A 25952-nucleotide genomic window follows, 5' to 3' on the forward strand; every position below is an offset into this window, starting at 1 on the left:
AGCAACGCAATGGTCGTAAGCTGAAAAGGCGGAACCGAACTGGCTAAATCCACCAGTAAAGGCGCACCGGCCCAGAGCACAACGGCAAAAAGGGCGGCAATAATACTGATAATAAGCGGGCGAGATGTGTGTGTGATTGCTTGCACCGTTGTAACTCCTGTTGATGTAGGTGAATGGATTCGACAGTGATAGGTTAACCACTTAACATTCATCACAACATCAATGGTTTTTGATAGATAACATCAACGGGATTGATATATTGAGACAACGGGTACTGGATTTGAACATGCTGCTGACTCTGGTGACCATTGCAGACACCGGCACCGTAACCGCAGCCGCAGAACGGCTGGCTTACACCCAGTCCACCGTGAGTATGCAGTTAAATCGCCTGGAAGCGGCGCTTGGCGTGCCGCTCCACGAGCGGGATGGGCGGCGTATAAGGTTTACAGCCGAGGGCCAAAAACTCGTCGGCTACGCCAGAAAAATGCTGGAACTGAATAACGAAGCCGTTGATGATGTACAGCAGCAACAGGTGTCCGGGGAGCTGAATCTGGGCATTCCCGAAGACTACGCGTTTTTGCTTACCTCGGTATTATCCCACTTCAACCGGCTGTTTCCGGCGGTACAACTACAGGTAACCTGCAGATCCAGTGTAGAACTGGTGAAACAGGTCCAGGCCGGCACCATGGATTTGGCCGTGGTGACACGGCAGGTGCGGTCGCCCGGAGGCGAAGTTATCCTGCGCGAGCCACTAATGTGGGCCGTCGGCGCCAATGCCCAGCCTTCACTCACCGACCCAATTCCCCTGGCACTGTACTCACCCGGTGCAGACGTATTCCGGGATGTGGCCGAAGAAGCTTTGGCTGGCGCTGGCCGGGATTGGCGCATGGCCTATTCCAGCCAGTCCATGACCGGTTTAATGCCTGTGGTTGCAGCTGGGCTGGCTGTGGTTGTGGTGACCCGGAACATGCTCACTCCGCAACTGCGGGTGCTGGATGAACGCAGCGGCATGCCCGCGTTACAGTCAGTAGAAATTGCCCTGCACCGGCCCTCGGGCCGGCCATCAGAGCCGGTAAAACAACTGGCAGAACTGATTCGGAGCCACTTATCGACAAGTGATTAGCCCACGCCAAGAGTTTTAGAAAGTTGCACAACCATTAGCGTGGCCCTAGGCTACGTTAAAAACCCAACCAAGCCAGTCATGGAATGAATCCTATGTATGATCCAACGCACTTCACGCTCAAAGACCAGGTTGCTGTTGTTACGGGCGCAGGCGCAGGTATCGGCCGAGCCATTGCAGAAACCTTCGCGGCGGCCGGTGCAGCGGTTATGGTCAGCGACCTTGACGCCGAAACGGCCAACGCCGTTGCCAGAGTCATCGAAGCGCAAGGTGGCAAGGCATCCGGAATCGCCTGTGATGTCACCAAGGAAGAAGACCTTGTCGCGCTGGTGAACCAAACCGCAGAGACCTTCGGCAAACTGACCATTGTTGTCAGTAATGCCGGCGGCGGTGGACCCCAGCCTTTCGACATGCCCATGGACAACTTTCGCCGCGCCTACGATCTGAACGTATTCTCGCTGTTCCGCCTGGCCCAGCTAGCGGTGCCCGAAATGGAGAAAGCCGGGGGTGGCGCAATCCTGGCCATCACATCCATGTCTGCCGAGAACAAGAACAAGCGTATGGCCTCTTACGGTTCTTCAAAGGCCGCGACCAGCCACCTCGTTCGCAATATTGCCTTCGATCTGGGCCCCAAGGGCATTCGCGTGAACGCCATAGCTCCCGGGGCTACGCGCACCGACGCTCTGAAATCCGTGTTGAACGACGACATAGAGAAAAAGATGTTGGAGCACACTCCCATTAACCGGCTGGGCGAACCCCAGGACATGGCTAATGCCGCCCTGTTTCTGTGCTCACCCGCTGCCAGCTGGGTCGATGGGCAGATTCTTACGGTATCCGGCGGTGGCGTTCAGGAATTGGATTAATCGGTAAACACTCAAAGCTTGCCATTGGCAGGCGCAACCGTGCGCCTGCCCGGCTCATAAGATAAAAGTGACGCCCAAACAAGCGTAGCTGCAAAACGCTCGCAGTTACGCTTGTCACAGCAGCGCTTGCAGAAGGAAACAGCATGACTCACTCCCCTGTCATTCCCGCCATGCCCCAGGGAAAGATCATTCAGGGCGCTGCATTGAACGGTCTCATCAACGCACTTGTTAACGGCATCATCCAGATTTTCATACTGTGGGGTAACGCCCCGATCCCCATCTCGGTGGATGGCATCACAAACGACAGTCAAACGGTGCTGGGCTCGGCTGTGCCGCTGGCGGTGTCCCTGGCCATGATTCTCACCGTTGTCACTTACATAACATTGAAGGTACCCAAACGCCGGTTCGTGCCCACGGTGCTGTGGCTCACTTTCAAGCACGGCATGTTTGCCTTTGGTGTGTGCGTGACAGGTGCAGTGATATGGCAAAGGGTTATGGGATCCGTGCCCGTCTCGCTCACCATGGCGGTGTTGGTGCTGGCCGTAATTGCCGGTCTTGTGGCGAGCGTGGTTAACTACATGACTCTTCGTGCAAGCCTGCTACCAAGGTAGCAGCCAGACAGGCCCTGTCATGCCCAGACAACCAGGCAGGGCTCACTCTGCCTTTCGGGGTTTCAACGCCTTGTAACGCTCCTCTAGCTCAGCACGAATCTCACGACGCTGCTGGCCATTAGTGAAGCGCCTGATTTCATCCTCAGTACAGGGTTCAAGTGTGGGCACTTTTACCGCTGCCCCACGCTCGTCCACCGCCACCATCGTAAAAAAACAACTATTGGTGTGCCTGACCAGCTTTTCACTGATGTTTTCTGTGATCACTTTAATGCCCACCTCCATTGAGGTGTTACCGGTGTAATTAACGCTGGCCAGAAACGTAACCAACTCTCCCACATGGATAGGCTGCCGAAATGTTACCTGGTCAACCGACAGGGTAACCACATAATGGCCTGCATAGCGGCTGGCACAGGCATAGGCCACTTCATCAAGGTATTTAAGCAGGGTGCCACCGTGCACGTTGCCAGAAAAGTTGGCCTTATCCGGTGTCATTAGCACTGTCATGGTGAGTGTTGCGGAACCGAGTGTCATAGCGCTCTCTTGGTTAACGAACATTTTAACAAAACCTCAGAGAGAGCCCGGAGCGCCCCACTCGAGGAAAACAACGCCCTGCCCCTCAGGAAAACGGCGAAGGCGCTGCTTTAAACTCCGCATAAAGCTCTGGATAATCCTCCCGGAGCCGTGACAGGTTTTCTTGTGCGCCGTCTGGCAACATGTCCAGCAAAGCCTCTTGTTGTGCATCGGTTAAATGCTCACGAAGGAATGGAAACAACTGTTCACGCTCGGCATGCAGGTAAGCCAGGTGGGCATCAAGATAGGTTTTCAGATCGTCGATGAAACGCTCCATGGGCACCACGGCGTCTAACAGAATCATGTCTATGGTCTCGGAAAGTTCGTTCAGTCGCTCACGCAGCGCCTGGTAATCCTCAGCCAGCCTATGACTCAATGCCTCGGCTTCAGGTTCCCGAGCCAGTAAATGCTCGGTGTAAAGGCGCTCCAGCGGCATGATAAAGCCGTCCATGTAGTCCAGAATGTAGTCCACAACCTCACGTATCAGATGAAAATCCGGGCGCTCGCCCTGCTCTAGAGTGTTGTGCCGGAGCAAGAGTATGTGCAGCAACCGCGCCATGTTGGCATGATCGCGACGCAATTGGTTAAGAGTAGCCATGATAAAACATCCTTTTTGGTGGTTCGTGTCGTGGTTATCTCACACTATCAACAATAGCGGATTCAACAGTAGACAACAGGCCACCATGGCCCACTTCTGTTGAACGATATTCTCTGAGTCCCATACTGGATTGTTCACTATTGTAATACCAGATTCAGCAAGCGTCGTGAAAATTTCCTGGGCGAGCCAAACAGGCACGGCGCAACACCCTCCCGGGGCGACGCCAGCCTCCCGCTTGCTCATTCAGAGTGCCTGACCTATGTTGAAATGACTACGCCAGAGTAGAGTGTATGAGTTTGCGGTCTTTAACGTTGTCTTTGCTGGCGTCAGAAAATAAACACAAAATAACAAGAGACCCTGCGCATATGATAACCAAGACGCTTTCACGTATCGCCTTGCTGGCTGCTTTGCCGTTGGCAATGGCTGCTGTACCGGCACAAGCCAATGAAATGGCAATTGCCACTATTTTGCCTGAAAACATGAGTAACAACTCAATCTACCCCGCGTTAATACGTTTCAAGGATTTGGTCGAGTCGCGCACCGACGGTGAGGTTACGGTCAATATCTTTGGTAACAGCCAACTGGGCTCTGAAGTAGATACCGCCAAGGAAGTTCAGGGCGGTCGCACCCTTCAGTCCACGATTATCACCACGGGCGCCATGTCGTCCTACTATGACGATTACCAGCTGATGACAGCCCCCTTCATATTCGATAACTGGCGCCAGGCCTGGGCTTTTCTCGATGGTAAGTGGTTTGCCGATTTGATGTCCGGCACGGTTGAAGAAACCAATATGCGTTATCTGGGCACCTTCGATGACGGCGGCGGCTTTGTGGCCTTCACCAACAACGAGCACCTCATCAAAACAGTGGAAGACCTTGAAGGGCTAAACATTCGCACCGAGGAGAATCCCGGGCACGTCGCGATCATGAAGGCGCTGGGCGCCTCTGCCACGCCGCTGCCTTGGGGTGAAGTGATTACCGCGCTTGAAACCGGGCTGGCTGATGGTCAGTTCAACGCAACGGTGCTCAATACAACCTTCAACTTCCACGAAGTAACGGATTACACCACCCTGACCGGCCACGTTTACAACAGCGCCGCCTGGCTGATCAGCGAGAACTGGTACCAGAATCTGACGGATGAGCAGCAAGAAGTGATTGTGACCTCCGCGCGGGAAGCCATCGCTATAGGGCACGGCATGTCTGCAGCACTGGCAACAGCCGGTTGGCTGGAATCCTGCGAGACCTTTAAGGACTGCTACCTGATGCCCGCCGAAGAGCGCGAGCGCATGGCAGAGATCGCGCGCCCTGCCTGGAAAAAATGGATCGTGAACGACTTTGGCATCGACGCTGAAAAGGTCGATGCTTTCCTTGCAGAGGTCAAGCGTGTCGGGGAAGAAGTGAAGGAGTCGGACATGGCCAAATACGGTGCAGAGCACACAGGCAGTGACAATTGACATCGCTCGCCCATCCATCGGCCGGCCCCGTGCTTCGGGTCGGCCGATGTTGCTTGTAAGGTGCCTTGATGCAACTCCTTCAGCCTCTTCGCCAACTGAGTGACCGGGTAAACCAGGCGGCGATTGTGGCCTGTGTAACCTGCGTGCTTGTCATGCTGGGCATCTCGTTCACGGCTTTTATTTATAAACTGGTCACCGGCAGCAGCCTCAGCTGGACCTATTCACTGGCCCGACTTTTCCTGCCCTGGATCGGCTTCCTCTCCATGACAATCTCATTGCGCTACGGTGAACATGTGGCCATGACGTTGTTGGTTCGCAGCCTGCCCCGAATATTACGGACATTTTCCGCGGCCCTGTGTCTGGTCATAATCGCGGTGTTTGGGATCCTGCTGCTTTGGTACGGATGGAACTATTTCACGAGCGCAAACCAGATTTACATGGTTTCTGACCAGATCCAGGTTTCCGCCAAATTTACCGCGATCGTAGTGCCAATCAGTGGCGCTATCATTTTGCTGCACCTGGTACAGGGCTTCGACCTGCTCGAGCATTTCATCGATGACGACGCGCTGATTGATGAATATATTGGAGCCAGGAACACGGAGAAGCGCTCATGATACCTGCGATTATTGTGTTTGTGGTGCTTCTGCTTATCGGTATGCCGGTGGCCATTGTGATGGCACTTTCCGGTCTGGCCGGTGGCTTTTCCATGGGTGGCGAGTACATGCTCAGCATTATTGCTGACCGCATGTTTGCCGGCGTCTCGGGTTTCATGCTCATTGCGGTGCCCTATTTTATCTTCACCGCTGAACTAATGAACCAGGGCGGCCTGACCCAGAAGCTGATCGACTTCAATAATGCGCTTTTTGGCCGGGTGCGCGGAGCGCTGTCGCACGTCAATATTTCAGTGTCTGTATTCTTTGCCGGCCTGACCGGCGCAGCAATCACCGATACCGTAGCGATCGGTAAAATCATGATCCCCGAAATGCAAAAACAAGGCTATGACGCCGAGTATGCCGCGGCGATTACCGCCTGTTCGTCCATTATCGGCCCGATTATTCCACCCAGCGTCGTGATGGTGATTTATGCCACCCTGTTGCGTGACATTTCGGTTATCGACCTGTTTGCCGGCGGCATCATTCCCGGCCTTTTGATGGCCTTGGCGTTACTCGCGGTAAGCTTTTTCCTAGCCTGGAGGCGGGGCTATCCCAAGCAGGCACCCACGCCGCTCAAGGTGGCAGGAATGGCTTTTCTGATGGCTTTGCCAGCGATGTTCGTGCCATTGATTATTCTTGGCGGGATTCTGTCGGGGCTGACGACGATCACCGAAGCTTCCGGTTTTGCGGCGGTTTATGCCATCGTTATTGGCCTGGTGCTCTATCGCAACCTCACCTGGAAAAAGATCTGGCACGCACTGATGGTAACTGTACGCTTCTCGGGCGTGGTGTTCTTCCTGCTGGCAACCTCAGCAGTGCTTGGCTGGTTTGTGACCCGCTCAGGTATCGCCCGTGACGCGGCTGAGCTGATTACCACCTTCAGCAACTCAATGTTTATCCAGCTACTGTTGGTATGCGCGCTGTTGCTGCTGGTAGGAACCGTAATGGATGTGCTGCCAGCACTTGTTGTGGTGGCGCCGGTGCTGGTACCAGCGATGGTTCAGCTGGGTGTGGACCCACTGCACTTTGCAATTCTGATGATCGTGGTGCTCAATATCGCCAACGTCACGCCCCCAGTGGGGATGACGCTCATGACAGCGTCCCGGATCGCCAACGTGCCTTTCGAGCGGGCGATTATTGCCTCACTGCCATTTTACCTCGCCTTTGCAGCGGTGATTCTGCTGCTGGTAGCGTTCCCGATACTTTCAACCTGGGTACCCTCGCTGCTCTAGTGAGGGGCCCTCACGTTGGGGCGGATCCGCTTTCCTGATAGAATCTGCGGTTCAAACAGGCACTACCGAGCAATGCATGACCAACAAGGCCCCCTCAGAATTGAATTTGTTCCCATCTCGCCGTTTCAGCGTGGCCCCGATGATGGACTGGACCACGCCGCATTACCGTTATCTGGCCCGCCTGCTAAGCAAGCACACCCTGCTTTACACCGAAATGGTTACCACTGGCGCGCTTATTCACGGCGATACAGAGCGGTTTCTGCGCCACAACGCTGCCGAATACCCGCTGGCATTGCAGCTTGGCGGCAGCGATGCGAATGACCTGGCTAAATGCGCGCGGCTGGCTGAGCAATTTGGTTTCAGCGAGGTAAACCTGAACGTTGGCTGCCCCAGCGACCGGGTACAGAACAATATGATCGGTGCCTGTTTGATGGAGCACCCGGATAAGGTAGCCGAGGGCGTTCGGGCAATGATTGAGGCCACCCGTCTGCCGGTTACGGTTAAACATCGCATAGGTATTAATGGCCGGGAGTCCTGGGAAGATCTGTGCGACTTTATAGACAAAGTCAGCGAAGCCGGCTGCCAAACGTTTATTGTGCATGCCCGCATTGCGGTTCTTGAAGGCTTAAGCCCCAAGGAAAACCGGGACGTGCCACCGTTAAAGTACGATTGGGTATACCAGCTTAAGCAGAGGTATCCGCACCTTGAGATTATTATTAACGGCGGCATCAAAACGTTTGCCGAATGTCACGAGCACCTGGCGCGCACAGATGGCGTGATGCTGGGCCGCGAGGCTTATCACAACCCCTGGCTTTTGACCGATGTAGATCAGGAATTTTTCGGCGGCGAGCCGGCTCTTGCTTCACGTCATGAGATGCTGGAAGCCATGTATCCGTTTATTCAGAGCGAACTGGATCGCGGCGTGTACCTTGCACACATGTCCCGACACTTGCTTGGGCTGTTCCACGGCATGCCCGGCGGCCGGCTTTTCCGCCGCTACATTAGTGAAAATGCTCACAAATCCGGGGCTGGCATTGAGGTTATTCAAACAGCTCTTCAAAAGGTACGGGAGCAGGAGCAGATCGCATTAGCCAAAGCGTCTGCCAGTGTTTAGCCACTGCTTTACCACTGCGTGGTCGCTGGATTAACGCAGTATTGCCAAAACCTTACTTTTTGCTGTCTTGTTCCTGCCTTTACAGCCCGCTATTGTAGAGGTACAGGACGCGCCCGGGACCGGGTGCGCAAAACTATCAACCGGGACGACAGTGCGAATGACCAACAAGCTTGACCAACTCAAAACCATGACCACCGTAGTGGCAGATACTGGCGATTTAGATGCGATTGCCCAATGGCGACCCGAGGATGCGACAACCAACCCGTCGCTATTGCTGAAGGCAGCGGCATCCGAGGCCTACAGACCAATGCTTGAAAGAGCCGTTGCCCTGGCCCAAAGGCAGGGCGGCTCAAGCGCCGAGCAGTTAACCATGGCAACCGACATGTTGGCGGTTTTGGCAGGGCAGGAAATACTGAGCCTGATACCGGGCGTGGTGTCTACCGAAGTGGATGCGCGGCTCTCATTTGATACAGAAGCCACTCTCAAGCGGGCGCGGCGCTTGATAGCGCTCTACGATCAACAGGGGGTAGATACCAGCCGGGTTCTGATCAAGATCGCCTCTACCTGGGAAGGTATTCGTGCCGCTGAAATTCTTGAACAGGAAGGTATTCGCTGCAATCTCACGCTTTTGTTTTCCTTCGTGCAGGCAGCCGCTTGTGCACAAGCCGGGGCATTCCTGGTTTCGCCGTTTGTAGGGCGCATACTTGACTGGCACCTGGCTAACAGTGGCCGCGACCAGTTCCCTGCAGCCGAAGATCCGGGCGTGCTGTCGGTTGCTCGCATCTACAATTACTATAAAGCCAACAGGTTCAATACGGTTGTTATGGGCGCAAGCTTCCGCAACCTTGGCGAAATAGAGATGCTGTCAGGCTGCGACCGGCTGACCATCAGCCCGGCGCTACTGCAAGAGCTGAAAGATGACACAGGCCCTCTGAAGCAACAACTTTCAGCAACCGGCGCTTCCTCTTCGGATGGCTTCGGGGCGCTGGATGAAAAACTGTTCCGTTGGGAGTCAAACGAGGATGCCATGGCTACAGAAAAACTGGCCGATGGTATCCGTCGCTTTACCGCAGATCAGATTGCACTGGAGAACCAGGTTCGCCAACTGGCCATGAAAGCAGCCTGACTCTAAACGCACGTTCAACACACCAAAATAGCCGTATCAGATTATGATCGAAAGCCTGAAAAAACTGTTCAGCACAGCGGAAACAGAGCATCACAAACCCGATGCGCACCACATCGCGGTTGCTGCCACCGCTTTGATGGTGCAGCTTGCGCAGGTCGATAGTGATCAGGATGAGCGAGAGCTACAGGCCATTATCGATTGCTCAGTGAAAGTGCATAATTTATCCCGGGAGGAAGCCAAAGAGATTCTTGATCAGGCGATGACCCAGGCGCAAAGCGCCACATCCCTGTATGAATTTACCGGGCAGATCAATGAGGTTCTGGATCAGGAAGACAAACAGGCATTGCTGGAAGACATCTGGCGCGTGGCTCTTGCCGACGACCGTATCGACAAATACGAAGAGCATCTTGTTCGCCGGATTGCAGACCTGATGCACCTTAATCACCGGGAATTTATGCAGGCGCGACACAGGGCCGAAAGCTGAAGCTTTTAGCCTGCATGTAACGAGGGAGCCACCATGCTAGCCATTCTTCACCCAGATACTCCGCTGGACAGCGAAGCCTATCGCCAAACCATGCATTACCTGGAACACTTGCCGGGTGTCACGGTGCGAGTACACGAGATTCAGGGTACCAAACAGCGACTGACCGAAATATACCTGCTGGGCGACACCAAGCCGCTCGACATGGAAGAGGTAGAAGCCCTGCCCGCTGTTGAGCGTGCTATCCGAATATCCGACGATTACCGGGTGCTGGGGCGTCACAAGGATGACAACCGGCAAACGGGCTTCAGCTACAATGGGGTCGATTTTAACCAGTCGAACCTGAATATTTTTGCCGGGCTTTGCGCTGTGGATGTGCCAGAACATGTTGAAATGATGCTGAAAGCTCTGGAAGAAAACGGCCAGGTTTGTACGCGCATGGGGGCTTACAAACCACGCACCAACCCCTATTCATTTCAGGGCCACGGCAAGGGCTGCCTGCCATGGGTGTTTGAGAAGGCAGGCAAACACGGCATTAAAGTGGTTGCCATGGAGATCACCCATGAAAGCCACATTGAAGAAATAGATAACTGCCTGGAAAAGCTCGGCCGGCCCACCGGCGTTATGCTTCAGGTGGGCACCCGAAACACCCAGAACTTTGAGCTTTTGAAAGCCATTGGCCGTCAGAGCACTTATCCGGTACTGCTAAAGCGCGGGTTTGGCATTACATTGAACGAATCCCTGAACGCGGCGGAGTATCTGGCCAGCGAGGGCAACGCAAACGTTATCTTTTGCCTGCGCGGCATGAAAACCGAGGCCGGCCAACCGCACCGAAACATGGTGGATTTCGCCCACGTACCCACGGTTAAGCGGCTAACGCGCATGCCGGTATGCATTGATCCGTCTCACTCCGTGGGTACGCGCGCGAAAGCACCCGATGGTATTCTGGATGTGATGCACGCAACCGCACAGGGCGTTGTTTCAGGGGCGAACATGGTGCTGGTAGACTTCCACCCGAAACCGGAGAAAGCACTGGTCGATGGGCCTCAGGCACTTCTTATGGAAGAACTGCCAGCCTACCTGGAAGATATACAGCTATGCCACGACACGTGGAATAAGCGCCAAGCCATTTACCAACGTTTGAAAAGGTGAAACACCCGAATGATCGTGTACGGACACCGGGGCGCCAAAGGTGAAGCCCCTGAAAACACCCTGCCCGGCTTCAAGTTTGCTTACAAGCAGGGTATTCGTCATTTTGAGCTGGATCTGGTGTTGTCTAAAGACGGCAAGCTCGTTGTGGTGCACGATCTCACAACGGAGCGCACCACAGGCCAAAAGGGCGAAGTGGGCCAGTACACCGCCGCCGAACTTTCCCAAATGGATGCTCGGCGAAACACTCGCCCCTGGCCGAAAAAGACCGGCATCCCCGGGCTGGAAGAGATACTGGATCAGTTTGCCGACGTTGAGCACTTTCAGCTTGAAGTAAAAAAAGATTCCCGCGCGCGGCTCAACATTCTCTGTAACCGTCTTACAGAAGTGATTCAAAGCCGAAATCTTTACCAATCGGCCGCGATCACTTCCTCCGATACGTGGTTTTTAAAAGAGATTCGCAGAAGAAACAAGCATATTCGTACCGGGTTGGTATCAGAACGACGATTTCCACGGCCCATCGGCCTGGCAGCGCGCCTGGGTTGTGAATATCTGTGTATCAATTGGAAGATGTGTTCGAAGGAGCTGGTGGAAACGGCCCACAGAAAAGGTATGCATGTTTCCAGCTGGACGGTTAATGGCATTCAGGACATGCTTCAACTTGAAGCTATGGGCGTAGACAGCATCATTACCGATTACCCGACAAGTGCGCGCATGTTCTTTGATAACCGCGACCGCTCAGCGCCGTCACTGCCTGATCGCCAGGACTGCATAGCGGCGGGCAATGAGGCATTACCCGCCAACTAGGTTTTAACCAACCGAAAACCTGAACCGATTAAAAAATCCGGTTCAGGCCATTCAACGCAGCTACGCGGTAGGCTTCCGCCATGGTTGGATAGTTGAAGGTTGTGTTAATAAAGTAGTTGAGCGAGTTAGCCTCACCCTCCTGGTTCATGATCGCCTGGCCGATGTGAACGATTTCTGCTGCCTGGTCTCCAAAGCAGTGAATGCCCAGAATCTGTCTGGTTTCACGATGGAACAGAATCTTCAACATACCCACTGGCTCGCCGGTAATTTGCGCCCTGGCCAGATCCTTGAAAAAGGCCTGGCCGACTTCATAGGGTACTTTAGCGGCGGTTAGCTCTCGCTCGGTTTGTCCTACGGAGCTGATTTCAGGAATCGTATAAATGCCTGTCGGCACATCGGATACGAACCGGAAGTAATCATCGTTAACGATGTCCGAAGAAGCCGAGCGCCCTTGATCATATGCAGCACTCGCCAAGCTTGGCCAACCGATGACATCGCCTGCGGCGTATATATTTTCTACTTCGGTGCGGTACTGCTCATCAATGGCTAGCTGGCCCCGGCCATTCGGTGTCAGGCCAATGTTCTCAAGCCCCAGGCTATCCGTGTTACCGCTCCGGCCATTACACCAAAGAAACGCATCGGCGCGAATCTTTTTGCCTGATTGCAAAGAGAGAACCACGCCGTGGTCGTCTCCATCAACAGATTCGTACTGCTCATTATGGCGCACCAACACACCGTTGTTGCGCAGGTGATAGCTGAGCGCATCGGAAATTTCGTCGTCGAGGAATGAGAGCAGGCGGCTGCCCGGGTTGATCAGATCCACCTTCACACCAAGGCCGGCAAAGATAGAGGCATACTCCGACCCGATAACACCGGCGCCATATATGATCAGCGTGCGCGGTGTGTGGGACAGGTTCAGTATGGTATCTGAGTTATAAACCCTGTGATGACGAAAATCCACATCAGGCGGCAGATAGGGACGTGAACCAGTAGCAATGATGGCCTGCTTGAAGTGCAGAGTCTCGACGGACTTGTTACCGCGCACTTCCAGCCGATTGTTGTCCAGAAACGATGCACGCCCGTTAATCAGATCCACACGGTTGCGGGAATAGAACTGGGTTCTCAGTTTTACCTGTTTACCAATAACCTTCTGTGCATTCTGCAACACCCGGGGAAATGAAAACCAGCGAGGTTCGCCGATGTCCCGGAACATCTGGTTGGTATTAAAGGTGATAATCTGCTTGACCGAGTGCCGAAGAGCCTTGGAAGGAATTGTTCCCCAATGGGTGCAGTTGCCGCCCACGGTTGGCTTGTCTTCCACGATCGCAACACGCTTGCCACTTTTCGTCGCATTCATGGCCGCACCTTCGCCTGAAGGCCCGGCTCCAATAACGACCACGTCGTAATGATGTTCTGCCATGCGCGCAATGACTCCTTATTTACGTCATGAAAAAACCACTAGGGTTATTTTATATATGTGCCAACGCTTACTGTTTGCGGCCCACGGCACCGGCATCATAAGCCAGATCCTCGGGCGCAACGGCCTCTGAGCCCGCGCGTTGGTTTTCCTCTTCGCACTTTTGCGTGTTACCACCGCAAATATCACAGGATGAGCTGATTCCCAGCGCCCCTATGCCACCGCAGGTGCCACTGATCGGTTTACCACTAAAAATGACGCCAACAGACATGCCGGCTACCAGTAAAACCACAATGGCAAAAACCAGAAGAAAAGTACCCATGTTGCCCTCCCCTTACTGCTTAACGTAAGACGAAAAAGCCGGTGTTTGATGAGACTCAAACCCGCTCTCCGTCCGGATAATAAAATAAGCCGGAATGTTCTCCCGGGTTGCAAGCGTGATTGCCCGCTCATATCCCATGGCTGTAAAACCGGTTGCCAGTGCGTCTGCGCTCATACTGTCGTCGGCAATAACGGTGACCGAAGCCAGGTTATGGGCAATCGGTTTTCCAGTCCTCGGATCTATTGTATGGGAGAAACGCTGCCCTTGTGATTCGTAATAGTTACGATAGTCGCCCGAAGTGGCCAGGGCCATGGAAGGCAAGGTCACAATGCGGTTTACCGTATGCTCTCCACCCTCTGCAGGCTGCTCAATGGCAAGCTTCCACACACTGTCGTCGGGTTTCTTACCCTGGGTGCGCACTTCGCCACCTATTTCCACGAGATAGGCCTTAACGCCCTCGCTGTCCAGGTACCTTGCCACCACATCCACACCATAGCCTTTGGCGATGGCCGAAAGATCAATATACTGCGGCTTCACGGCTTTCACCGCTGGTGGATCAGCCTGCAGTTGCAGGTTTTCAAACCCCGTTGCAGCCAGGGCGCTGGCGAGGGCTTCGTCTGAGGGAATATGCTCGGGCCGTGCATTCGGGCCAAAGCCCCAAAGATTAACCACCGGTCCAATGGTGATATCGAACGCTCCGTCGGTGAGCCGTGAAATCTCATCCGATCTGGCAAGCACCTCAAACAATGGCTCAGAAACCGGAATCCAGTCTGACTGGTCTTCAAGGCGGTTCAATTTCGATAACTCGGAATCGTCCCGCCAGGTTGACATGGACGCATCAACACCGTCCAGGACATTGTCTATACCTTCTGCCAGTGCCTCTAACCGTTCGCGATCTTCTGGCAGTACCACACTGATGTGATAAGTGGTCCCGAACACGGGCCCTGCGATTTCCCAGATTTTTTCATCCGGCTGAAACGAGCAACCCGCCAGGGTCGCCAATACAAGCGTTATCATAACGCCAGCAAAGGCCACCCGGGCGGGCTGTAAAACACGAGATGTCATCTGAGCGGCTTAGCCTCCAAAGTCATCCAGCATAATATTCTCGTCTTCAACGCCCATATCTTTCAGCATCTTGATAACAGATGAGTTCATGATAGGGGGGCCACACATATAGTACTCACAATCTTCCGGAGCTGGGTGATCCTTCAGATACTTGTCGTAAAGCACGTTGTGGATGAAGCCTGTCGGGCCTTCCCAATTGTCTTCAGGCTGCGCGTCAGACAAGGCCACGTGCCATTCGAAGTTGTCATTCTCTTCGGCAAGCATGTCGAAGTCTTCCACGTAGAACATCTCGCGCACACTTCGGGCACCGTACCAAAAGCTGATTTTGCGCTTTGAGTTCAGTCGCTTGAGTTGATCAAAAATGTGTGAGCGCATGGGAGCCATACCCGCACCGCCACCAATGAACACCATTTCGGCTTCGGTTTTCTTGGCAAAGAACTCACCAAACGGCCCCATCACCGTAACCTTGTCACCCGGCTTCAGGCTGAACGTGTAGCTGGACATAATGCCCGGCATGTGATCAGTACCCGGAGGCGGGGTGGCAATACGAATATTGAACTTGAGAACGCCCTTCTCTTCCGGATAGTTCGCCATGGAGTAGGCGCGAATGGTCTCTTCCTTGTTGATCGCCTTGAAGCGCCAGATATCAAGCTTGTCCCAGTCACCGTGGAACTCATCTTCAATATCAAAATCTTTAAAGTCGATTTCGTAAGGATCACACTCAAGCTGCACATAACCACCCGCGCGGAAATCCACTTCCTCGCCTTCTGGCAGCTTCAGTACCAGCTCCTTGATAAAGGTGGCCACGTTATGGTTGGAAGCAACTTCGCATTCCCACTTCTTAACGCCAAAGAATTCTTCGGGCACCTCTATTTTCATGTCCTGCTTAACCGGAACCTGGCAAGACAAGCGCCAACCTTCTTTCTCTTCGCGATTGGTAAAGTGCGTTTTTTCTGTGGCCAGCATGGCGCCGCCGCCGTCAAACACCTTACATTTGCACTGGGCGCAGGTGCCGCCGCCGCCACAAGCAGATGACAGGAAAATACCGCTGCCTGCCAGGGTGCCCAGAAGTTTTCCACCGGCTTCCGTTTTTACGGTATGTTCCGGGTCGTCATTGATCTCGATGGTCACGTCACCGGTGCTTACCAGTTTGGATCTCGCCGCGAGTATGATCGCCACAAGCGCCAGAACGATAACGGTGAACATGACCACACCAAGTGTTATTTCTGTAAACATGGTCTCGCCTTTTTGTTAAACCGAATCACCGGGGTGAATTACAGGGAAATCCCTGAGAACGACATAAAGCCCAGGGACATCAAACCAACCGTAATGAAGGTGATACCCAGGCCACGCAGCCCTTCTGGAACGTCGCTGTACTTCAGTTTTTCACGGATACCGGCCAAAGCAATAATAGCCAAGGCCCAGCCCACACCGGCGCCAAAGCCATAAACCACACTTTCACTGAAGGTATAGTCACGCTCCACCATAAACAGTGCGGCGCCCATAATGGCGCAGTTCACTGTGATCAACGGCAGGAACACACCCAATGCGGAATAAAGCGCCGGGATATATTTGTCCAGAATCATTTCCATAATCTGAACAATGGCTGCAATAACACCAATGTAGGTAATCAGGCCGAGGAAGCTGAGGTCTACATCCGGCAAGCCGGCCCAGGCCAGGGCGCCATCACGAAGGATGTTGTTATAGATCAGGTTGTTAACCGGAACAGTCAGCGTTAAAACCACAACAACGGCAATGCCAAGCCCCGTGGCAGCCTCTATTTTCTTGGAAATGGCGAGGAACGTACACATACCAAGGAAGAACGCGAGCGCCATGTTCTCAATGAAAATAGCTTTGAGAAGCAGGCTGATATAATGCTCCATCAGAAGGCCTCCTTATGGGTATGACGGGACATTTTGTAGTCCTCTTCTTCTACTTGCTCAGGCATCCAGGTGCGTAAGCCCCAGATTGCGAGACCAATGATGAAGAAGGCGCTGGGAGGCAACAGAAGCAAGCCGTTAGTAATGTACCAGCCACCCTCGTTAACCGGGGGCAGAATGGTTACACCAAACAGTGAGCCGGCGCCCAGAAACTCGCGGAAGAATGCCACGAACAGCAGCATGATCGAGTAGCCCATGCCGTTACCAATGCCGTCCAGGAAACTCAGCCAGGGGCCGTTTTTCATGGCGAAGCCTTCGGCGCGGCCCATAACAATACAGTTGGTGATAATCAGACCAACGAATACCGAGAGCTGCTTACTGATCTCATAGGCATAGGCTTTGAGTATCTGATCAACCACAATCACCAGGGAGGCGATAATAGTCATCTGTACGATGATCCGTATGCTGCCCGGTATTTGGGTACGAACCAGCGATACGGCCAGGTTGGCAAATGCGGTCACTGCAATAACCGACAGGCACATAACGATGGTCACGTTCATGCTTGTGGTTACCGCAAGCGCCGAGCAAATACCAAGGATTTGCAGCCCGATTGGGTTGTTACTGAATATAGGTTCGAAAAGAACCTGCTTGGCTGTTACTTCGGCCATGATCAGACCTCCCCTTCACGAAGTTTCTTGAGGAACGGCGCGTAACCCCGGTCACCCATCCAGTAATTCACCAGGTTTTGAACGCCACGACTGGTCAGTGTCGCACCGGAGAGCGCATCAACTTTGTGCTCTTTATCAGCGGCATTGGAGCTAACACCACCTTTTACCAAGCGGATTTGCGGCTTGGTTTTATCTTCATCGTACAGCTCTTTGCCAACCCACTGGGATTTCCAGCGTGGATTATCCACTTCGCCACCCAGGCCCGGGGTCTCAGCATGATCGTAAAAACCCAAACCTTCAATAGTGTTCAAATCCCCTTCCAGAGACATAAACCCGTAAAGCGTAGACCAGAGGCCATAACCATGAACAGGTAGTACCACCCGCTTGACAGTACCATTTTCGCTCAGGGTATAAACCTTGGAAATATTGGGACGACGCTTGATGCCAGCGGTATCTGCCGCAGACAGGATATTGGTGGACATCTCAGGGTCTGAGGTGGCTTTGTACATGTCGTACTTCATTGGATCTTTTACACCCACGAAAGACGGCTCTACATAGTCACCGGTTTCCAGGTCCACCAGGCGCACCTCAAATTGCGAGAATACTTTCTCAATCTCCTCGGCTCCCGCGCCCTCAGGCAGCATGCCTGCTGCCGCCAGGATGTTGGTCTTGATGTCCAGGTTCTGGTTCTTGACCTGGGCCGGGCGAAGCACAACCGCAGCGGTTGATACCACAACAGAGAACACGATGCTCAGCACCAGAGCAACAAGCAGCGTTCTTGGGACAGTTTCTTTACCCTTAGCCACGAGCGAGCCTCCGTTTAACGTTTGCCTGAACCACGTAGTGGTCCATAAGCGGAGCAAAAAGGTTAGCGAACAGAATCGCCAGCATAATGCCTTCCGGGAACGCCGGGTTAACAACCCGGATCAGAATGGTCATCACACCTACGAGAATACCGAAGCACCAGCGACCTGTGTTGGTCATGGAAGCCGAAACCGGGTCGGTTGCCATGAACATCATGCCAAAGGCAAAACCGCCCATAACCAGATGCCAGTGCGCCGGAACGGAGAACATCGGATTGGTATCGGAGCCTACAACGTTCATCAGCACCGCTGTGGCTATCATGCCGATCAGCACGCCCCCCACAATCCGGTAACTGGCTATCCCCATAGCAATCAGGATCAGACCACCTATCATTACTGCCAGCGTAGAAGTTTCACCTATGGAACCCTGGACAGACCCCATAAATGCGTTCATCCAGCCGATGCCATCGTTCAGTGCTTCAAGACCACCGCTCGCAGCAAGGCTCAGGGCGGTTGCGCCACTGAATCCGTCAACCGCTGTCCAGACAGCGTCGCCGGAGATCTGCGCCGGATACGCAAAGTACAGGAATGCACGGCCAGTCAGTGCCGGGTTAAGAAAGTTTTTGCCGGTTCCGCCAAACACTTCCTTACCGATCACCACACCGAATGTAATGCCCAAAGCCACCTGCCATAGAGGAATGGTTGGCGGGCAAATCAGTGCAAACAGAATAGAGGTGACAAAGAAGCCTTCGTTTACTTCGTGACGACGCACAGTTGCGAACAACACTTCCCAAAAGCCACCCACTACGAAGGTCACAAAGTAAACAGGAACAAAGTACGCCATCCCGTATACGAAGTTATCCCAGATACCCGCTCCGGCACCGGTAACGGCAAGCGCCTGAATAAACGCTGTGCGCAGGCCTCCGTCTGCAATGAGTGCATCCGGATTGGACGCCAAAAAACTGTTGGCCTGAAAGCCAATGTTCCACATACCAAAGAACATTGCCGGAAACGCACACAACCATACCGAAATCATGATGCGTTTGAGGTCAATGCCGTCACGCACATGGGAGGTTGTAGAGGTTACCGAACTTGGTGTGTAAAACATGGTATCGGCGGCTTCGTACAGCGCATACCAGCGCTCGTACTTGCCACCTTGTTCAAAATGGTGCTCGATTCCATCGAGAAACTGCCTGATAGCCATCGTATTAGCCCTCGATCTCGATTCGGGTCAGGTTCTCACGGAGAATCGGACCGTATTCATATTTACCCGGGCACACAAACGTGCACAGCGCCAGATCTTCTTCGTCTAATTCCAGAGCGCCGAGCTTCTGAGCCATTTCGGTATCCCCTACAATCAGCGCACGCAGCAACTGAGTGGGCAGGATATCCAGAGGCATCACCTTCTCGTACGAACCAACCGGTACCATGGCACGCTCGCTGCCGTTGGTGGTGGTTGTGAAGTTAAACTTTTTGCTACCAGACAATTTCGACAAATAGATATTCAGGACAGAGAACTTGTCCGTGCCCGGCGACAGCCAGCCCAAAAAGTGCCGTTTATTGCCTTCTTCGAGCAAGGATACCTGATTGGCAAAGCGACCAAGGTAAGCACAGGGGCCTTCGCCGCGGCGGCCACCGAATACAGAACCGGAGATTGCGCGAACGTCGCTGCCAGCCGTGACTTCGCCATCAAGAAGTTCAGGCAGGCTGGCACCCAGGCGAGTACGAACCAGGCGAGGCTTCTGGGCCCTGGGGCCACCAAGTGCAACAATGCGGTCAACGTTCAGTTCGCCCGTAGCAAACAACTGACCAATATCGATCACATCCTGGTAATTAATCGTCCATACGCTCTTGCTGGCAGAAACCGGATCAAGATGGTGGATATGTGTGCCTACGTTTCCGGCAGGGTGCCGGCCGTCAAACTGTTGCACTTCAATGTTGTCGGCTTTGGGAACAGACACATCGGAGCCGGGCCGACCGGTTACAAATACCTTGCCCATGGTAAGCCGGCCCAGAATAGTCAGGCCGTTTTCAAAGGCTGTCGCAGCCTCAGAAATCACAACCGTGGGGTCAGCAGCAAGCGGGTTGGTATCCATAACAGAGACAAATATGGAGTGCGGTGCTGTATCGATAGCCGGTACTTTGCTATAGGGACGGGTTTTGAATGCCGTCCACAAGCCCGACTCGACCAGGTTATCGACCACCTGTTGACGTTCGAGACCTGCGAGATCAGAGTCACTGAAGCGGGCAAAGGTTTCAGCATCATCACCGTCAAGCTCGATGACAATTGACTGAAATACCCGACGCTCTCCGCGATTGATTTCTTTCACCACACCGGCACCGGGTGATGTATAACGAACGCCCTCGGTCTTCTTGTCCGTGAACAGCAGCGTACCGCGCTTAACACGATCTCCTTCTTTAACAGCCATCGTCGGCTTCATGCCGATGTAGTCAAAACCAATTAACGCTGCATGGCGAACTGGTTTTCCGTCTGTGATGGTCTGTTCGGGAGCGCCGCTGATGGGAAGATCCAGGCCTTTTTTGATCTTAATCATTAGCCTCATCCAATCATCAGAAACTATTCTATGGATTAGTAGTGCCCAACTCCAGCGGCCCAGAAGTTCGTTGAGAAACGGGGAGCCAGACATACCCAAAATCGCGCCAATTATAGAGTCTAAGGCAAGCTATTTCCACCTGAAACGAGAACAGGTTTGTACCGGATCGTAAACCGGCGATGGTTAGCAAGAGCCAACAAAAAAGCCCGGCGACTTTCATCGCCGGGCTTTTGGAGCAATTAATGCCCACTCAGACGCCTATCCCTCAGTCGCGCGTGCGCTTCGGGAAGATAGGGTAATTAATGCCCGCCATCTGACTTACAACACGGACTACCTGAGCGCTGTAGCCAAACTCATTGTCGTACCAAACGTATAATATCAATCGCTTACCATCAGCGATCGTGGCCTGCGCATCCACAATGCCGGCGTGGCGCGAGCCTACAAAGTCTGAAGACACAACCTCAGGAGACCTCACAAAATCGATCTGTTTTTGCAGCTCAGAGTGCAAAGCCATCTCGCGCAGGTAGTTATTTACCCCTTCAACATCCACCTCTTTTTCGAGGTTAAGGTTCAGAATGGCCATAGAAACGTTCGGGGTTGGTACCCGAATAGCGTTACCGGTCAGCTTGCCGGTCAGTTCTGGCAGGGCTTTTGAAACAGCTTTTGCTGCCCCTGTCTCGGTAATTACCATGTTCAGCGCGGCACTGCGACCGCGACGACTGCCCTTATGGTAGTTATCGATCAGGTTTTGGTCGTTAGTGTAGGAGTGAACGGTTTCGACGTGGCCGTCTTCAATACCGTATTCGTCGTAAATCGCTTTCAGTACAGGGGTAATCGCGTTGGTCGTGCAAGAGGCCGCAGACAGGATTTTGTCTTCTTCGGTAATCCAGTCGTTATTAATGCCGTAAACAATATTCTTGATATCGCCCTTACCGGGCGCGGTCAGCATAACCCGGCTAACACCCTTGGATTTCAGGTGCAGACCCAGGCCTTCTTCATCGCGCCACTTACCTGTGTTATCAATAACAATGGCGTTATCAATGCCGTACTGGGTGTAATCCACTTTATCCGGGCCATCTGAATAGATCACCTTGATAAAGTTACCGTTAGCGATCAGCGCCGATTCTTCTTCATCTACACGAATGGTGCCGTCAAAGGGCCCGTGAACCGAGTCGCGGCGAAGCAGGCTGGCACGCTTTTGCAGATCGTTGTCTGCGCCGCCCTGACGCACCACAATCGCTCGCAAGCGCAGGTTATTACCGCCACCGGCCTTTTCAATCAGAATGCGGGCGAGCAAGCGGCCGATACGACCAAAGCCGTAAAGCACAACATCTTTAGTGCCGTTATTGGCGTCTTCTTCCGACTGGGCGTGGTACTGACCAACCACTGAGCCAATTTCCTTGCCAAGAAACTCGGCCAGATCACCGCCCGTCTCCTTGAACTTTACAGCCAGCTTCCCGATATCTATGTGCGCACGCCCAAGCTCCATGGTATCCATGGCCTGAAGTATTGGCAGGGTGTCGTGCACGGACAGCTCGCCGTCCTCTACCTGACGCACAAACCTGTGGGCGCGAATAATATCGATAACCGATTGGTTAATGATGGAACGGCCGTATACGGAGGTAACAATGTTGTTTTTCCGGTATAGGCGGCCGATCAGCGGAATCATAGCCTCCGCTGTGGATTCTCTATCCATCCAGTTGGACAAGCACTGGTTCATCTGTTCGTGGCTCACGGTGGGGTCCCCTGTTTTCGCACGTGGAATAATTTAGGTCGGGCATTATCCAACTTAAAACTGCCAACGGCAAATACGAACTGGCACGCACATCGTAAATTTGCTGCCATGACACCGCCAACTGCCGGCGTTAGAATAGCCGCCTTTCATTGGCTCCCCCATAACTACTGCAGGAGAACATGACTGCCCATGACTCAAGGTGCCCCAACTTCCGCCTCACTGCAAACGCTGATCGCGCCGGCATTCCCTGCGAAACCGAACGACCATCGCACCTGGGGTCAGCTACATGGCAGCAGTGACGCACTGGCCATTTGTGAGAGTGCGCGGGCACACAAGGGGCTAACTCTGGTGATTACCCGCAGCACCGCCGAAGCCATCCGCCTGGAGCAATCCATGCGGTTTTTCCTGGGGCTGCCAGCAGAAGAAGATGGGGCCGCGGTAACAGGAGACGGACTGGAGTTACTATCACTGCCAGACTGGGAAACCCTGCCTTACGACCTGTTTTCCCCACACCAGGACATTACCTCTCGGCGCATTCGCACCTTGCACCGGCTGCCCGGCATTCAGCATGGCGTTATAGTAGTGCCGGCCCGCACCCTGATGCACCGATTGCCGCCGGTGAGTTATCTTCAGGGCAACACCCTGCTGCTGAAAACCGGCCAATACCTGGACATGGACAACTGGCGCCTGCAACTGGCAACGGCCGGCTACAGGCACACAGAAAACGTTTACGAGCATGGTGAGTACGCGGTTCGCGGCTCCATACTCGATATATTCCCCATGGGCTCAAACCTGCCCTACCGGATTGACCTGTTCGACAATGAGGTGGAAACCCTTCGTACGTTCGACCCGGAAACCCAACGCTCTATCGACAGAATAGAAAGCATCGAACTTCTCCCTGCCTATGAGTTTCCCTGGCACAAAGAAGCTCGCTCCGGTTTTCGCAATCGCTGGTTTGAAGAGTTTCCAAACGCCAATAAAGACGCCCCCATATACCAGGACGTCAGCCACGGCATTACGCCACCTGGCATAGAATACTACTTGCCGATGTTTTTCGATGAGACAGCGACTCTTTTCGACTATTTGCCTGACAGCACCCACGTTTTTACCGCCAAGGGCTTGAACGAGGCAGTCAGCCACTTCGAAGCAGACACCCGGAACCGATACGAAGACAGGCGCCACGACCTTCACCGCCCCATTCTTCCGCCAGCCAGCCTGTTTCTGGAACAGAACGAGTTATTCGGCCACTTAAAAGCCTTCCCCAGGGTGACCGTGTCGTCGGAACCGGCAGATGGCGCTGGCGCTGTTAACTGCAACAGTGAAGCCCTGCCCGACATTGCCATGAACGCACGAGCCGCAGACCCTGCCGGGCGTTTAAAACGCTTTCTTCACGACTTTTCTGGCCGGGTGCTGATTTGCGCTGAATCGTCAGGTCGTCGCGAGGCGTTGATCGAGAACCTGAGCGAGCATGAATTGAGCCTTCAGGGCTTTGAAAACTGGCAGGGTTTTCTGGCAGATAAAGACAGCACACCAGGCATCACGATTGCGCCTATGGAACAGGGCCTCGCCTTGCCCGAGCACCATATTGCCCTGATTACCGAAACCGCCCTGTTCGGCGAGCGTGTCTTGCAGCGCCGCAGGCGCGACAAACCTACAGAAACCAACGATGACGGCTACCGCGACCTGTCTGAACTGCGCACTGGCTCCCCTGTTGTACACATAGACCACGGCGTCGGCCGGTACCTGGGGTTGGAAACCATTACTGTTGAAGGCGAAGCCAGCGAATTCCTGATGCTTGAGTACGCTGGCGGCTCAAAGCTGTATGTGCCGGTATCCAGCCTGCACCTGATCTCCCGGTACGCCGGCGCAGATACCGAGCATGCTCCCCTGCATAAACTTGGCACAGAACGCTGGAGCACCGCCAAGCAAAAAGCCCTGGAAAAAATCCGCGATACCGCCGCAGAGCTTCTGGATGTATATGCCCGTCGGGAAGCACGTAAAGGTTTCGCGTTTGAGGATCCTGAAGAAGCCTACCGGGCCTTCGCCGCAAGCTTCCCTTTCGAGGAAACACCTGACCAGCAAATTGCGATCGAAGCTGTGTTTGAGGACATGACCAACGAAAAGCCCATGGACAGACTCGTGTGCGGCGATGTTGGCTTTGGCAAAACCGAAGTGGCCATGCGCGCGGCTTTCCTGGCTACCTGGTCTGGTAAGCAGGTAGCGGTACTGGTGCCAACAACCCTGCTGGCCCAGCAACATTATGACTCCTTCCGGGATCGTTTCTCGGACACCCCGGTGAACGTGGAACTGCTGAGCCGTTTTCGCAGCACAAGCCAAACCAACAAAGCCATGGAAGCCATTGAAAACGGCAAGGCAGATATTGTTATCGGTACCCACAAGCTTCTGCAAGGCGACATCAAGTTTAAAAATCTGGGGCTGGTTATCATTGACGAAGAACATCGGTTTGGCGTGGGGCAGAAAGAAAAACTGAAAGCGCTACGCGCTGAAGTGGACATGCTGAACCTCACGGCAACGCCCATTCCCAGAACACTCAATATGGCTATGGGGCATCTGAGAGATTTATCTATCATCGCCACCCCGCCGGCACGACGACTCTCGGTGAAAACCTTTGTTCGCCAGCGGGACAACCCGATGGTGAAAGAGGCTATTCTGCGCGAGGTTCTGCGTGGTGGCCAGGTTTACGTGCTGCACAATGATGTGGCGAGCATCGAGAAAACCGCCAATGATTTGCGCGAACTCGTTCCGGAAGCCCGGGTGGGCGTGGCCCATGGCCAGATGCGGGAGCGGCAGCTAGAACAAATCATGTCGGATTTCTACCATAAGCGCTTCAACGTGCTGGTGTGCACCACCATCATCGAAACCGGTATCGACATTCCCAGCGCCAACACCATTATTATCGAGCGGGCGGATAAGTTTGGCCTGGCCCAACTACACCAACTCCGTGGCCGTGTTGGCCGCTCTCACCACCAGGCTTATGCGTACCTGCTCACGCCGCCACCCAAGGCTATCTCGTCGGATGCCAAAAAGCGGCTGGAAGCCATTGCCGAGGCACAGGATCTGGGTGCCGGCTTTATGCTTGCCACCCACGACCTGGAAATTCGCGGTGCCGGTGAACTGCTGGGCGACGAACAAAGTGGCCAAATCGAGAGCATTGGCTTCACGCTATACATGCAACTGCTCGACGAAGCGGTAAAAGCCATCCGCGACGGCCGAACACCCAATGCAGAACTGCCCCTGAGCCATGGTACGGAAATGAATCTGCGCATACCCGCGCTCATTCCGGAAGATTATCTGCCAGATGTTCATAATCGCTTAATGCTTTACAAGCGAATTGCCAGTGTCAGTGACCGTAACGCATTAAAAGAGCTTCAGGTTGAGATGATTGATCGCTTCGGTTTATTGCCAGAACCGGTCAAGAACCTTATGCAACAAACCGAGCTCCGGTTACGGGCAGAAGCCCTGGGCATAATAAAAGTAGACGCGGGCAAGGAATGGGGCCGCTTTGAATTCGGCAACTCAACACCAGTAGATCCATTGGTTTTGGTTAAAAAAATGCAATCCGCCCCGGACACTTATCGGCTAGAGGGTGCCAACAGCTTTCGTTTTCGGCTGAAGGACACATCAACCAATGGTAAACTCGACGGCATTTCCCGAATGCTGGGCGAACTTATGCCCGCGCAGAGCGCCGTCTCAGCCTGACGATCGCCT

At 53.8% G+C, this 25952-nt stretch carries 24 protein-coding genes; 12 read left to right on the forward strand and 12 right to left on the reverse strand.

Annotated elements, in window-relative coordinates:
* Positions 1 to 259: 259 nt before the first annotated feature.
* The 3 genes from ACTHYN_RS10300 to ACTHYN_RS10310 all read left to right on the forward strand — a co-directional run bounded on the left by ACTHYN_RS10300 (position 260) and on the right by ACTHYN_RS10310 (position 2594).
* On the forward strand, positions 260 to 1123 hold the full coding sequence (locus ACTHYN_RS10300; RefSeq protein WP_441812363.1) for a LysR substrate-binding domain-containing protein: 864 nt from the start codon (positions 260 to 262) through the stop codon (positions 1121 to 1123).
* 92 nt (positions 1124 to 1215) lie between these two features.
* The gene (gene hdhA, locus ACTHYN_RS10305; protein ID WP_441812364.1) at positions 1216 to 1983 is read left to right on the forward strand and encodes a 7-alpha-hydroxysteroid dehydrogenase; all 768 of its coding nucleotides are present in this window, start codon (positions 1216 to 1218) and stop codon (positions 1981 to 1983) included.
* A gap of 143 nt (positions 1984 to 2126) precedes the next feature.
* Complete coding sequence (locus tag ACTHYN_RS10310) at positions 2127 to 2594, forward strand: hypothetical protein (protein ID WP_441812365.1); 468 nt, start codon at positions 2127 to 2129, stop codon at positions 2592 to 2594.
* A 42-nt stretch (positions 2595 to 2636) separates the two neighbouring features.
* Here the strand turns inward: ACTHYN_RS10310 and ACTHYN_RS10315 are convergent, their stop codons facing one another.
* Both ACTHYN_RS10315 and ACTHYN_RS10320 read right to left on the reverse strand, forming a co-directional pair.
* Entirely contained in the window at positions 2637 to 3125 is a 489-nt protein-coding gene (locus ACTHYN_RS10315; protein ID WP_441812366.1) for an acyl-CoA thioesterase, read from the reverse strand.
* Positions 3126 to 3210: 85 nt separating this feature from the next.
* Complete coding sequence (locus ACTHYN_RS10320) at positions 3211 to 3762, reverse strand: hemerythrin domain-containing protein (protein WP_441812367.1); 552 nt, start codon at positions 3760 to 3762, stop codon at positions 3211 to 3213.
* A 365-nt stretch (positions 3763 to 4127) separates the two neighbouring features.
* Here ACTHYN_RS10320 and dctP point away from each other — a divergent pair, with 365 nt between their 5' ends.
* The 8 genes from dctP (at position 4128) to ACTHYN_RS10360 (ending at position 11778) form a co-directional block, all read left to right on the forward strand.
* Positions 4128 to 5216: a TRAP transporter substrate-binding protein DctP gene (gene dctP / locus ACTHYN_RS10325; protein ID WP_441812368.1), complete on the forward strand. Its 1089-nt coding sequence runs from the start codon at positions 4128 to 4130 to the stop codon at positions 5214 to 5216.
* 68 nt (positions 5217 to 5284) lie between these two features.
* On the forward strand, positions 5285 to 5830 hold the full coding sequence (locus ACTHYN_RS10330) for a TRAP transporter small permease (RefSeq protein WP_441812369.1): 546 nt from the start codon (positions 5285 to 5287) through the stop codon (positions 5828 to 5830).
* Positions 5827 to 7101: a TRAP transporter large permease gene (locus tag ACTHYN_RS10335; RefSeq protein WP_441812370.1), complete on the forward strand. Its 1275-nt coding sequence runs from the start codon at positions 5827 to 5829 to the stop codon at positions 7099 to 7101. The genes ACTHYN_RS10330 and ACTHYN_RS10335 overlap by 4 nt, the downstream gene beginning before the upstream one ends.
* Before the next feature lie 76 nt (positions 7102 to 7177).
* Positions 7178 to 8215, forward strand: coding sequence for a tRNA dihydrouridine(20/20a) synthase DusA (gene dusA / locus ACTHYN_RS10340; RefSeq protein ID WP_441812371.1), 1038 nt, complete (start codon positions 7178 to 7180; stop codon positions 8213 to 8215).
* A gap of 157 nt (positions 8216 to 8372) precedes the next feature.
* On the forward strand, positions 8373 to 9341 hold the full coding sequence (tal, locus tag ACTHYN_RS10345) for a transaldolase (protein WP_441812372.1): 969 nt from the start codon (positions 8373 to 8375) through the stop codon (positions 9339 to 9341).
* Positions 9342 to 9384: 43 nt separating this feature from the next.
* On the forward strand, positions 9385 to 9825 hold the full coding sequence (locus tag ACTHYN_RS10350) for a TerB family tellurite resistance protein (RefSeq protein ID WP_441812373.1): 441 nt from the start codon (positions 9385 to 9387) through the stop codon (positions 9823 to 9825).
* A gap of 33 nt (positions 9826 to 9858) precedes the next feature.
* Positions 9859 to 10974 carry a 3-deoxy-7-phosphoheptulonate synthase gene (locus ACTHYN_RS10355; RefSeq protein WP_441812374.1) on the forward strand — a complete coding sequence of 372 codons (1116 nt, stop codon included), beginning with the start codon at positions 9859 to 9861 and terminating at the stop codon, positions 10972 to 10974.
* 9 nt (positions 10975 to 10983) lie between these two features.
* A complete protein-coding gene (locus tag ACTHYN_RS10360; protein WP_441812375.1) occupies positions 10984 to 11778 on the forward strand; it encodes a glycerophosphodiester phosphodiesterase in 795 nt (264 codons plus the stop codon).
* Between the two features lie 28 nt (positions 11779 to 11806).
* Here ACTHYN_RS10360 and sthA read toward each other — a convergent pair whose 3' ends face one another.
* The 10 genes from sthA to ACTHYN_RS10410 all read right to left on the reverse strand — a co-directional run bounded on the left by sthA (position 11807) and on the right by ACTHYN_RS10410 (position 22208).
* The gene (gene sthA, locus ACTHYN_RS10365; RefSeq protein WP_441812376.1) at positions 11807 to 13198 is read right to left on the reverse strand and encodes a Si-specific NAD(P)(+) transhydrogenase; all 1392 of its coding nucleotides are present in this window, start codon (positions 13196 to 13198) and stop codon (positions 11807 to 11809) included.
* A 67-nt stretch (positions 13199 to 13265) separates the two neighbouring features.
* The gene (gene nqrM / locus ACTHYN_RS10370; protein ID WP_441812377.1) at positions 13266 to 13517 is read right to left on the reverse strand and encodes a (Na+)-NQR maturation NqrM; all 252 of its coding nucleotides are present in this window, start codon (positions 13515 to 13517) and stop codon (positions 13266 to 13268) included.
* A gap of 12 nt (positions 13518 to 13529) precedes the next feature.
* Positions 13530 to 14582: an FAD:protein FMN transferase gene (locus ACTHYN_RS10375; protein WP_441812378.1), complete on the reverse strand. Its 1053-nt coding sequence runs from the start codon at positions 14580 to 14582 to the stop codon at positions 13530 to 13532.
* A gap of 9 nt (positions 14583 to 14591) precedes the next feature.
* Positions 14592 to 15818 carry an NADH:ubiquinone reductase (Na(+)-transporting) subunit F gene (gene nqrF / locus ACTHYN_RS10380; protein WP_441812379.1) on the reverse strand — a complete coding sequence of 409 codons (1227 nt, stop codon included), beginning with the start codon at positions 15816 to 15818 and terminating at the stop codon, positions 14592 to 14594.
* A 38-nt stretch (positions 15819 to 15856) separates the two neighbouring features.
* The gene (gene nqrE, locus ACTHYN_RS10385; protein ID WP_441812380.1) at positions 15857 to 16465 is read right to left on the reverse strand and encodes an NADH:ubiquinone reductase (Na(+)-transporting) subunit E; all 609 of its coding nucleotides are present in this window, start codon (positions 16463 to 16465) and stop codon (positions 15857 to 15859) included.
* A complete protein-coding gene (locus ACTHYN_RS10390; RefSeq protein WP_441812381.1) occupies positions 16465 to 17130 on the reverse strand; it encodes an NADH:ubiquinone reductase (Na(+)-transporting) subunit D in 666 nt (221 codons plus the stop codon). Before ACTHYN_RS10390 ends, nqrE begins: the two co-directional genes overlap by 1 nt.
* Positions 17131 to 17132: 2 nt before the next feature.
* Entirely contained in the window at positions 17133 to 17936 is an 804-nt protein-coding gene (locus ACTHYN_RS10395) for a Na(+)-translocating NADH-quinone reductase subunit C (protein ID WP_441812382.1), read from the reverse strand.
* Entirely contained in the window at positions 17929 to 19137 is a 1209-nt protein-coding gene (locus tag ACTHYN_RS10400) for an NADH:ubiquinone reductase (Na(+)-transporting) subunit B (RefSeq protein ID WP_441812383.1), read from the reverse strand. The genes ACTHYN_RS10395 and ACTHYN_RS10400 overlap by 8 nt, the downstream gene beginning before the upstream one ends.
* 4 nt (positions 19138 to 19141) lie before the next feature.
* Positions 19142 to 20488 (reverse strand): Na(+)-translocating NADH-quinone reductase subunit A, encoded by a 1347-nt coding sequence (locus tag ACTHYN_RS10405; protein WP_441812384.1) that lies wholly within the window; start codon positions 20486 to 20488, stop codon positions 19142 to 19144.
* Between the two features lie 265 nt (positions 20489 to 20753).
* Positions 20754 to 22208: a glyceraldehyde-3-phosphate dehydrogenase gene (locus ACTHYN_RS10410; RefSeq protein ID WP_441812403.1), complete on the reverse strand. Its 1455-nt coding sequence runs from the start codon at positions 22206 to 22208 to the stop codon at positions 20754 to 20756.
* 204 nt (positions 22209 to 22412) lie between these two features.
* Here ACTHYN_RS10410 and mfd point away from each other — a divergent pair, with 204 nt between their 5' ends.
* Positions 22413 to 25943, forward strand: coding sequence for a transcription-repair coupling factor (gene mfd / locus ACTHYN_RS10415; RefSeq protein WP_441812385.1), 3531 nt, complete (start codon positions 22413 to 22415; stop codon positions 25941 to 25943).
* The last annotated feature ends 9 nt before the right edge of the window (positions 25944 to 25952 follow it).

The organism is Marinobacter sp., from assembly GCF_052091845.1.
Taxonomy (GTDB): Bacteria; Pseudomonadota; Gammaproteobacteria; order Pseudomonadales; family Oleiphilaceae; genus Marinobacter.

Excerpts from the sequence above, each read along its gene's own strand:
- ACTHYN_RS10320 (WP_441812367.1), bottom strand. The coding sequence starts at position 3,762 with ATGGCTACTCTTAACCAATTGCGTCGCGATCATGCCAACATGGCGCGG.
- ACTHYN_RS10410 (WP_441812403.1), bottom strand. The coding sequence starts at position 22,208 with ATGAACCAGTGCTTGTCCAACTGGATGGATAGAGAATCCACAGCGGAG.
- nqrE (WP_441812380.1), bottom strand. The coding sequence starts at position 16,465 with ATGGAGCATTATATCAGCCTGCTTCTCAAAGCTATTTTCATTGAGAAC.
- nqrF (WP_441812379.1), bottom strand. The coding sequence starts at position 15,818 with ATGTTTACAGAAATAACACTTGGTGTGGTCATGTTCACCGTTATCGTT.
- ACTHYN_RS10360 (WP_441812375.1), top strand. The coding sequence starts at position 10,984 with ATGATCGTGTACGGACACCGGGGCGCCAAAGGTGAAGCCCCTGAAAAC.
- ACTHYN_RS10400 (WP_441812383.1), bottom strand. The coding sequence starts at position 19,137 with ATGGCTATCAGGCAGTTTCTCGATGGAATCGAGCACCATTTTGAACAA.
- ACTHYN_RS10375 (WP_441812378.1), bottom strand. The coding sequence starts at position 14,582 with ATGACATCTCGTGTTTTACAGCCCGCCCGGGTGGCCTTTGCTGGCGTT.
- ACTHYN_RS10390 (WP_441812381.1), bottom strand. The coding sequence starts at position 17,130 with ATGGCCGAAGTAACAGCCAAGCAGGTTCTTTTCGAACCTATATTCAGT.
- ACTHYN_RS10310 (WP_441812365.1), top strand. The coding sequence starts at position 2,127 with ATGACTCACTCCCCTGTCATTCCCGCCATGCCCCAGGGAAAGATCATT.
- ACTHYN_RS10335 (WP_441812370.1), top strand. The coding sequence starts at position 5,827 with ATGATACCTGCGATTATTGTGTTTGTGGTGCTTCTGCTTATCGGTATG.
- ACTHYN_RS10350 (WP_441812373.1), top strand. The coding sequence starts at position 9,385 with ATGATCGAAAGCCTGAAAAAACTGTTCAGCACAGCGGAAACAGAGCAT.
- ACTHYN_RS10330 (WP_441812369.1), top strand. The coding sequence starts at position 5,285 with ATGCAACTCCTTCAGCCTCTTCGCCAACTGAGTGACCGGGTAAACCAG.
- mfd (WP_441812385.1), top strand. The coding sequence starts at position 22,413 with ATGACTCAAGGTGCCCCAACTTCCGCCTCACTGCAAACGCTGATCGCG.
- nqrM (WP_441812377.1), bottom strand. The coding sequence starts at position 13,517 with ATGGGTACTTTTCTTCTGGTTTTTGCCATTGTGGTTTTACTGGTAGCC.
- ACTHYN_RS10315 (WP_441812366.1), bottom strand. The coding sequence starts at position 3,125 with ATGACACTCGGTTCCGCAACACTCACCATGACAGTGCTAATGACACCG.
- tal (WP_441812372.1), top strand. The coding sequence starts at position 8,373 with ATGACCAACAAGCTTGACCAACTCAAAACCATGACCACCGTAGTGGCA.
- hdhA (WP_441812364.1), top strand. The coding sequence starts at position 1,216 with ATGTATGATCCAACGCACTTCACGCTCAAAGACCAGGTTGCTGTTGTT.
- ACTHYN_RS10355 (WP_441812374.1), top strand. The coding sequence starts at position 9,859 with ATGCTAGCCATTCTTCACCCAGATACTCCGCTGGACAGCGAAGCCTAT.
- dusA (WP_441812371.1), top strand. The coding sequence starts at position 7,178 with ATGACCAACAAGGCCCCCTCAGAATTGAATTTGTTCCCATCTCGCCGT.
- ACTHYN_RS10405 (WP_441812384.1), bottom strand. The coding sequence starts at position 20,488 with ATGATTAAGATCAAAAAAGGCCTGGATCTTCCCATCAGCGGCGCTCCC.
- dctP (WP_441812368.1), top strand. The coding sequence starts at position 4,128 with ATGATAACCAAGACGCTTTCACGTATCGCCTTGCTGGCTGCTTTGCCG.
- sthA (WP_441812376.1), bottom strand. The coding sequence starts at position 13,198 with ATGGCAGAACATCATTACGACGTGGTCGTTATTGGAGCCGGGCCTTCA.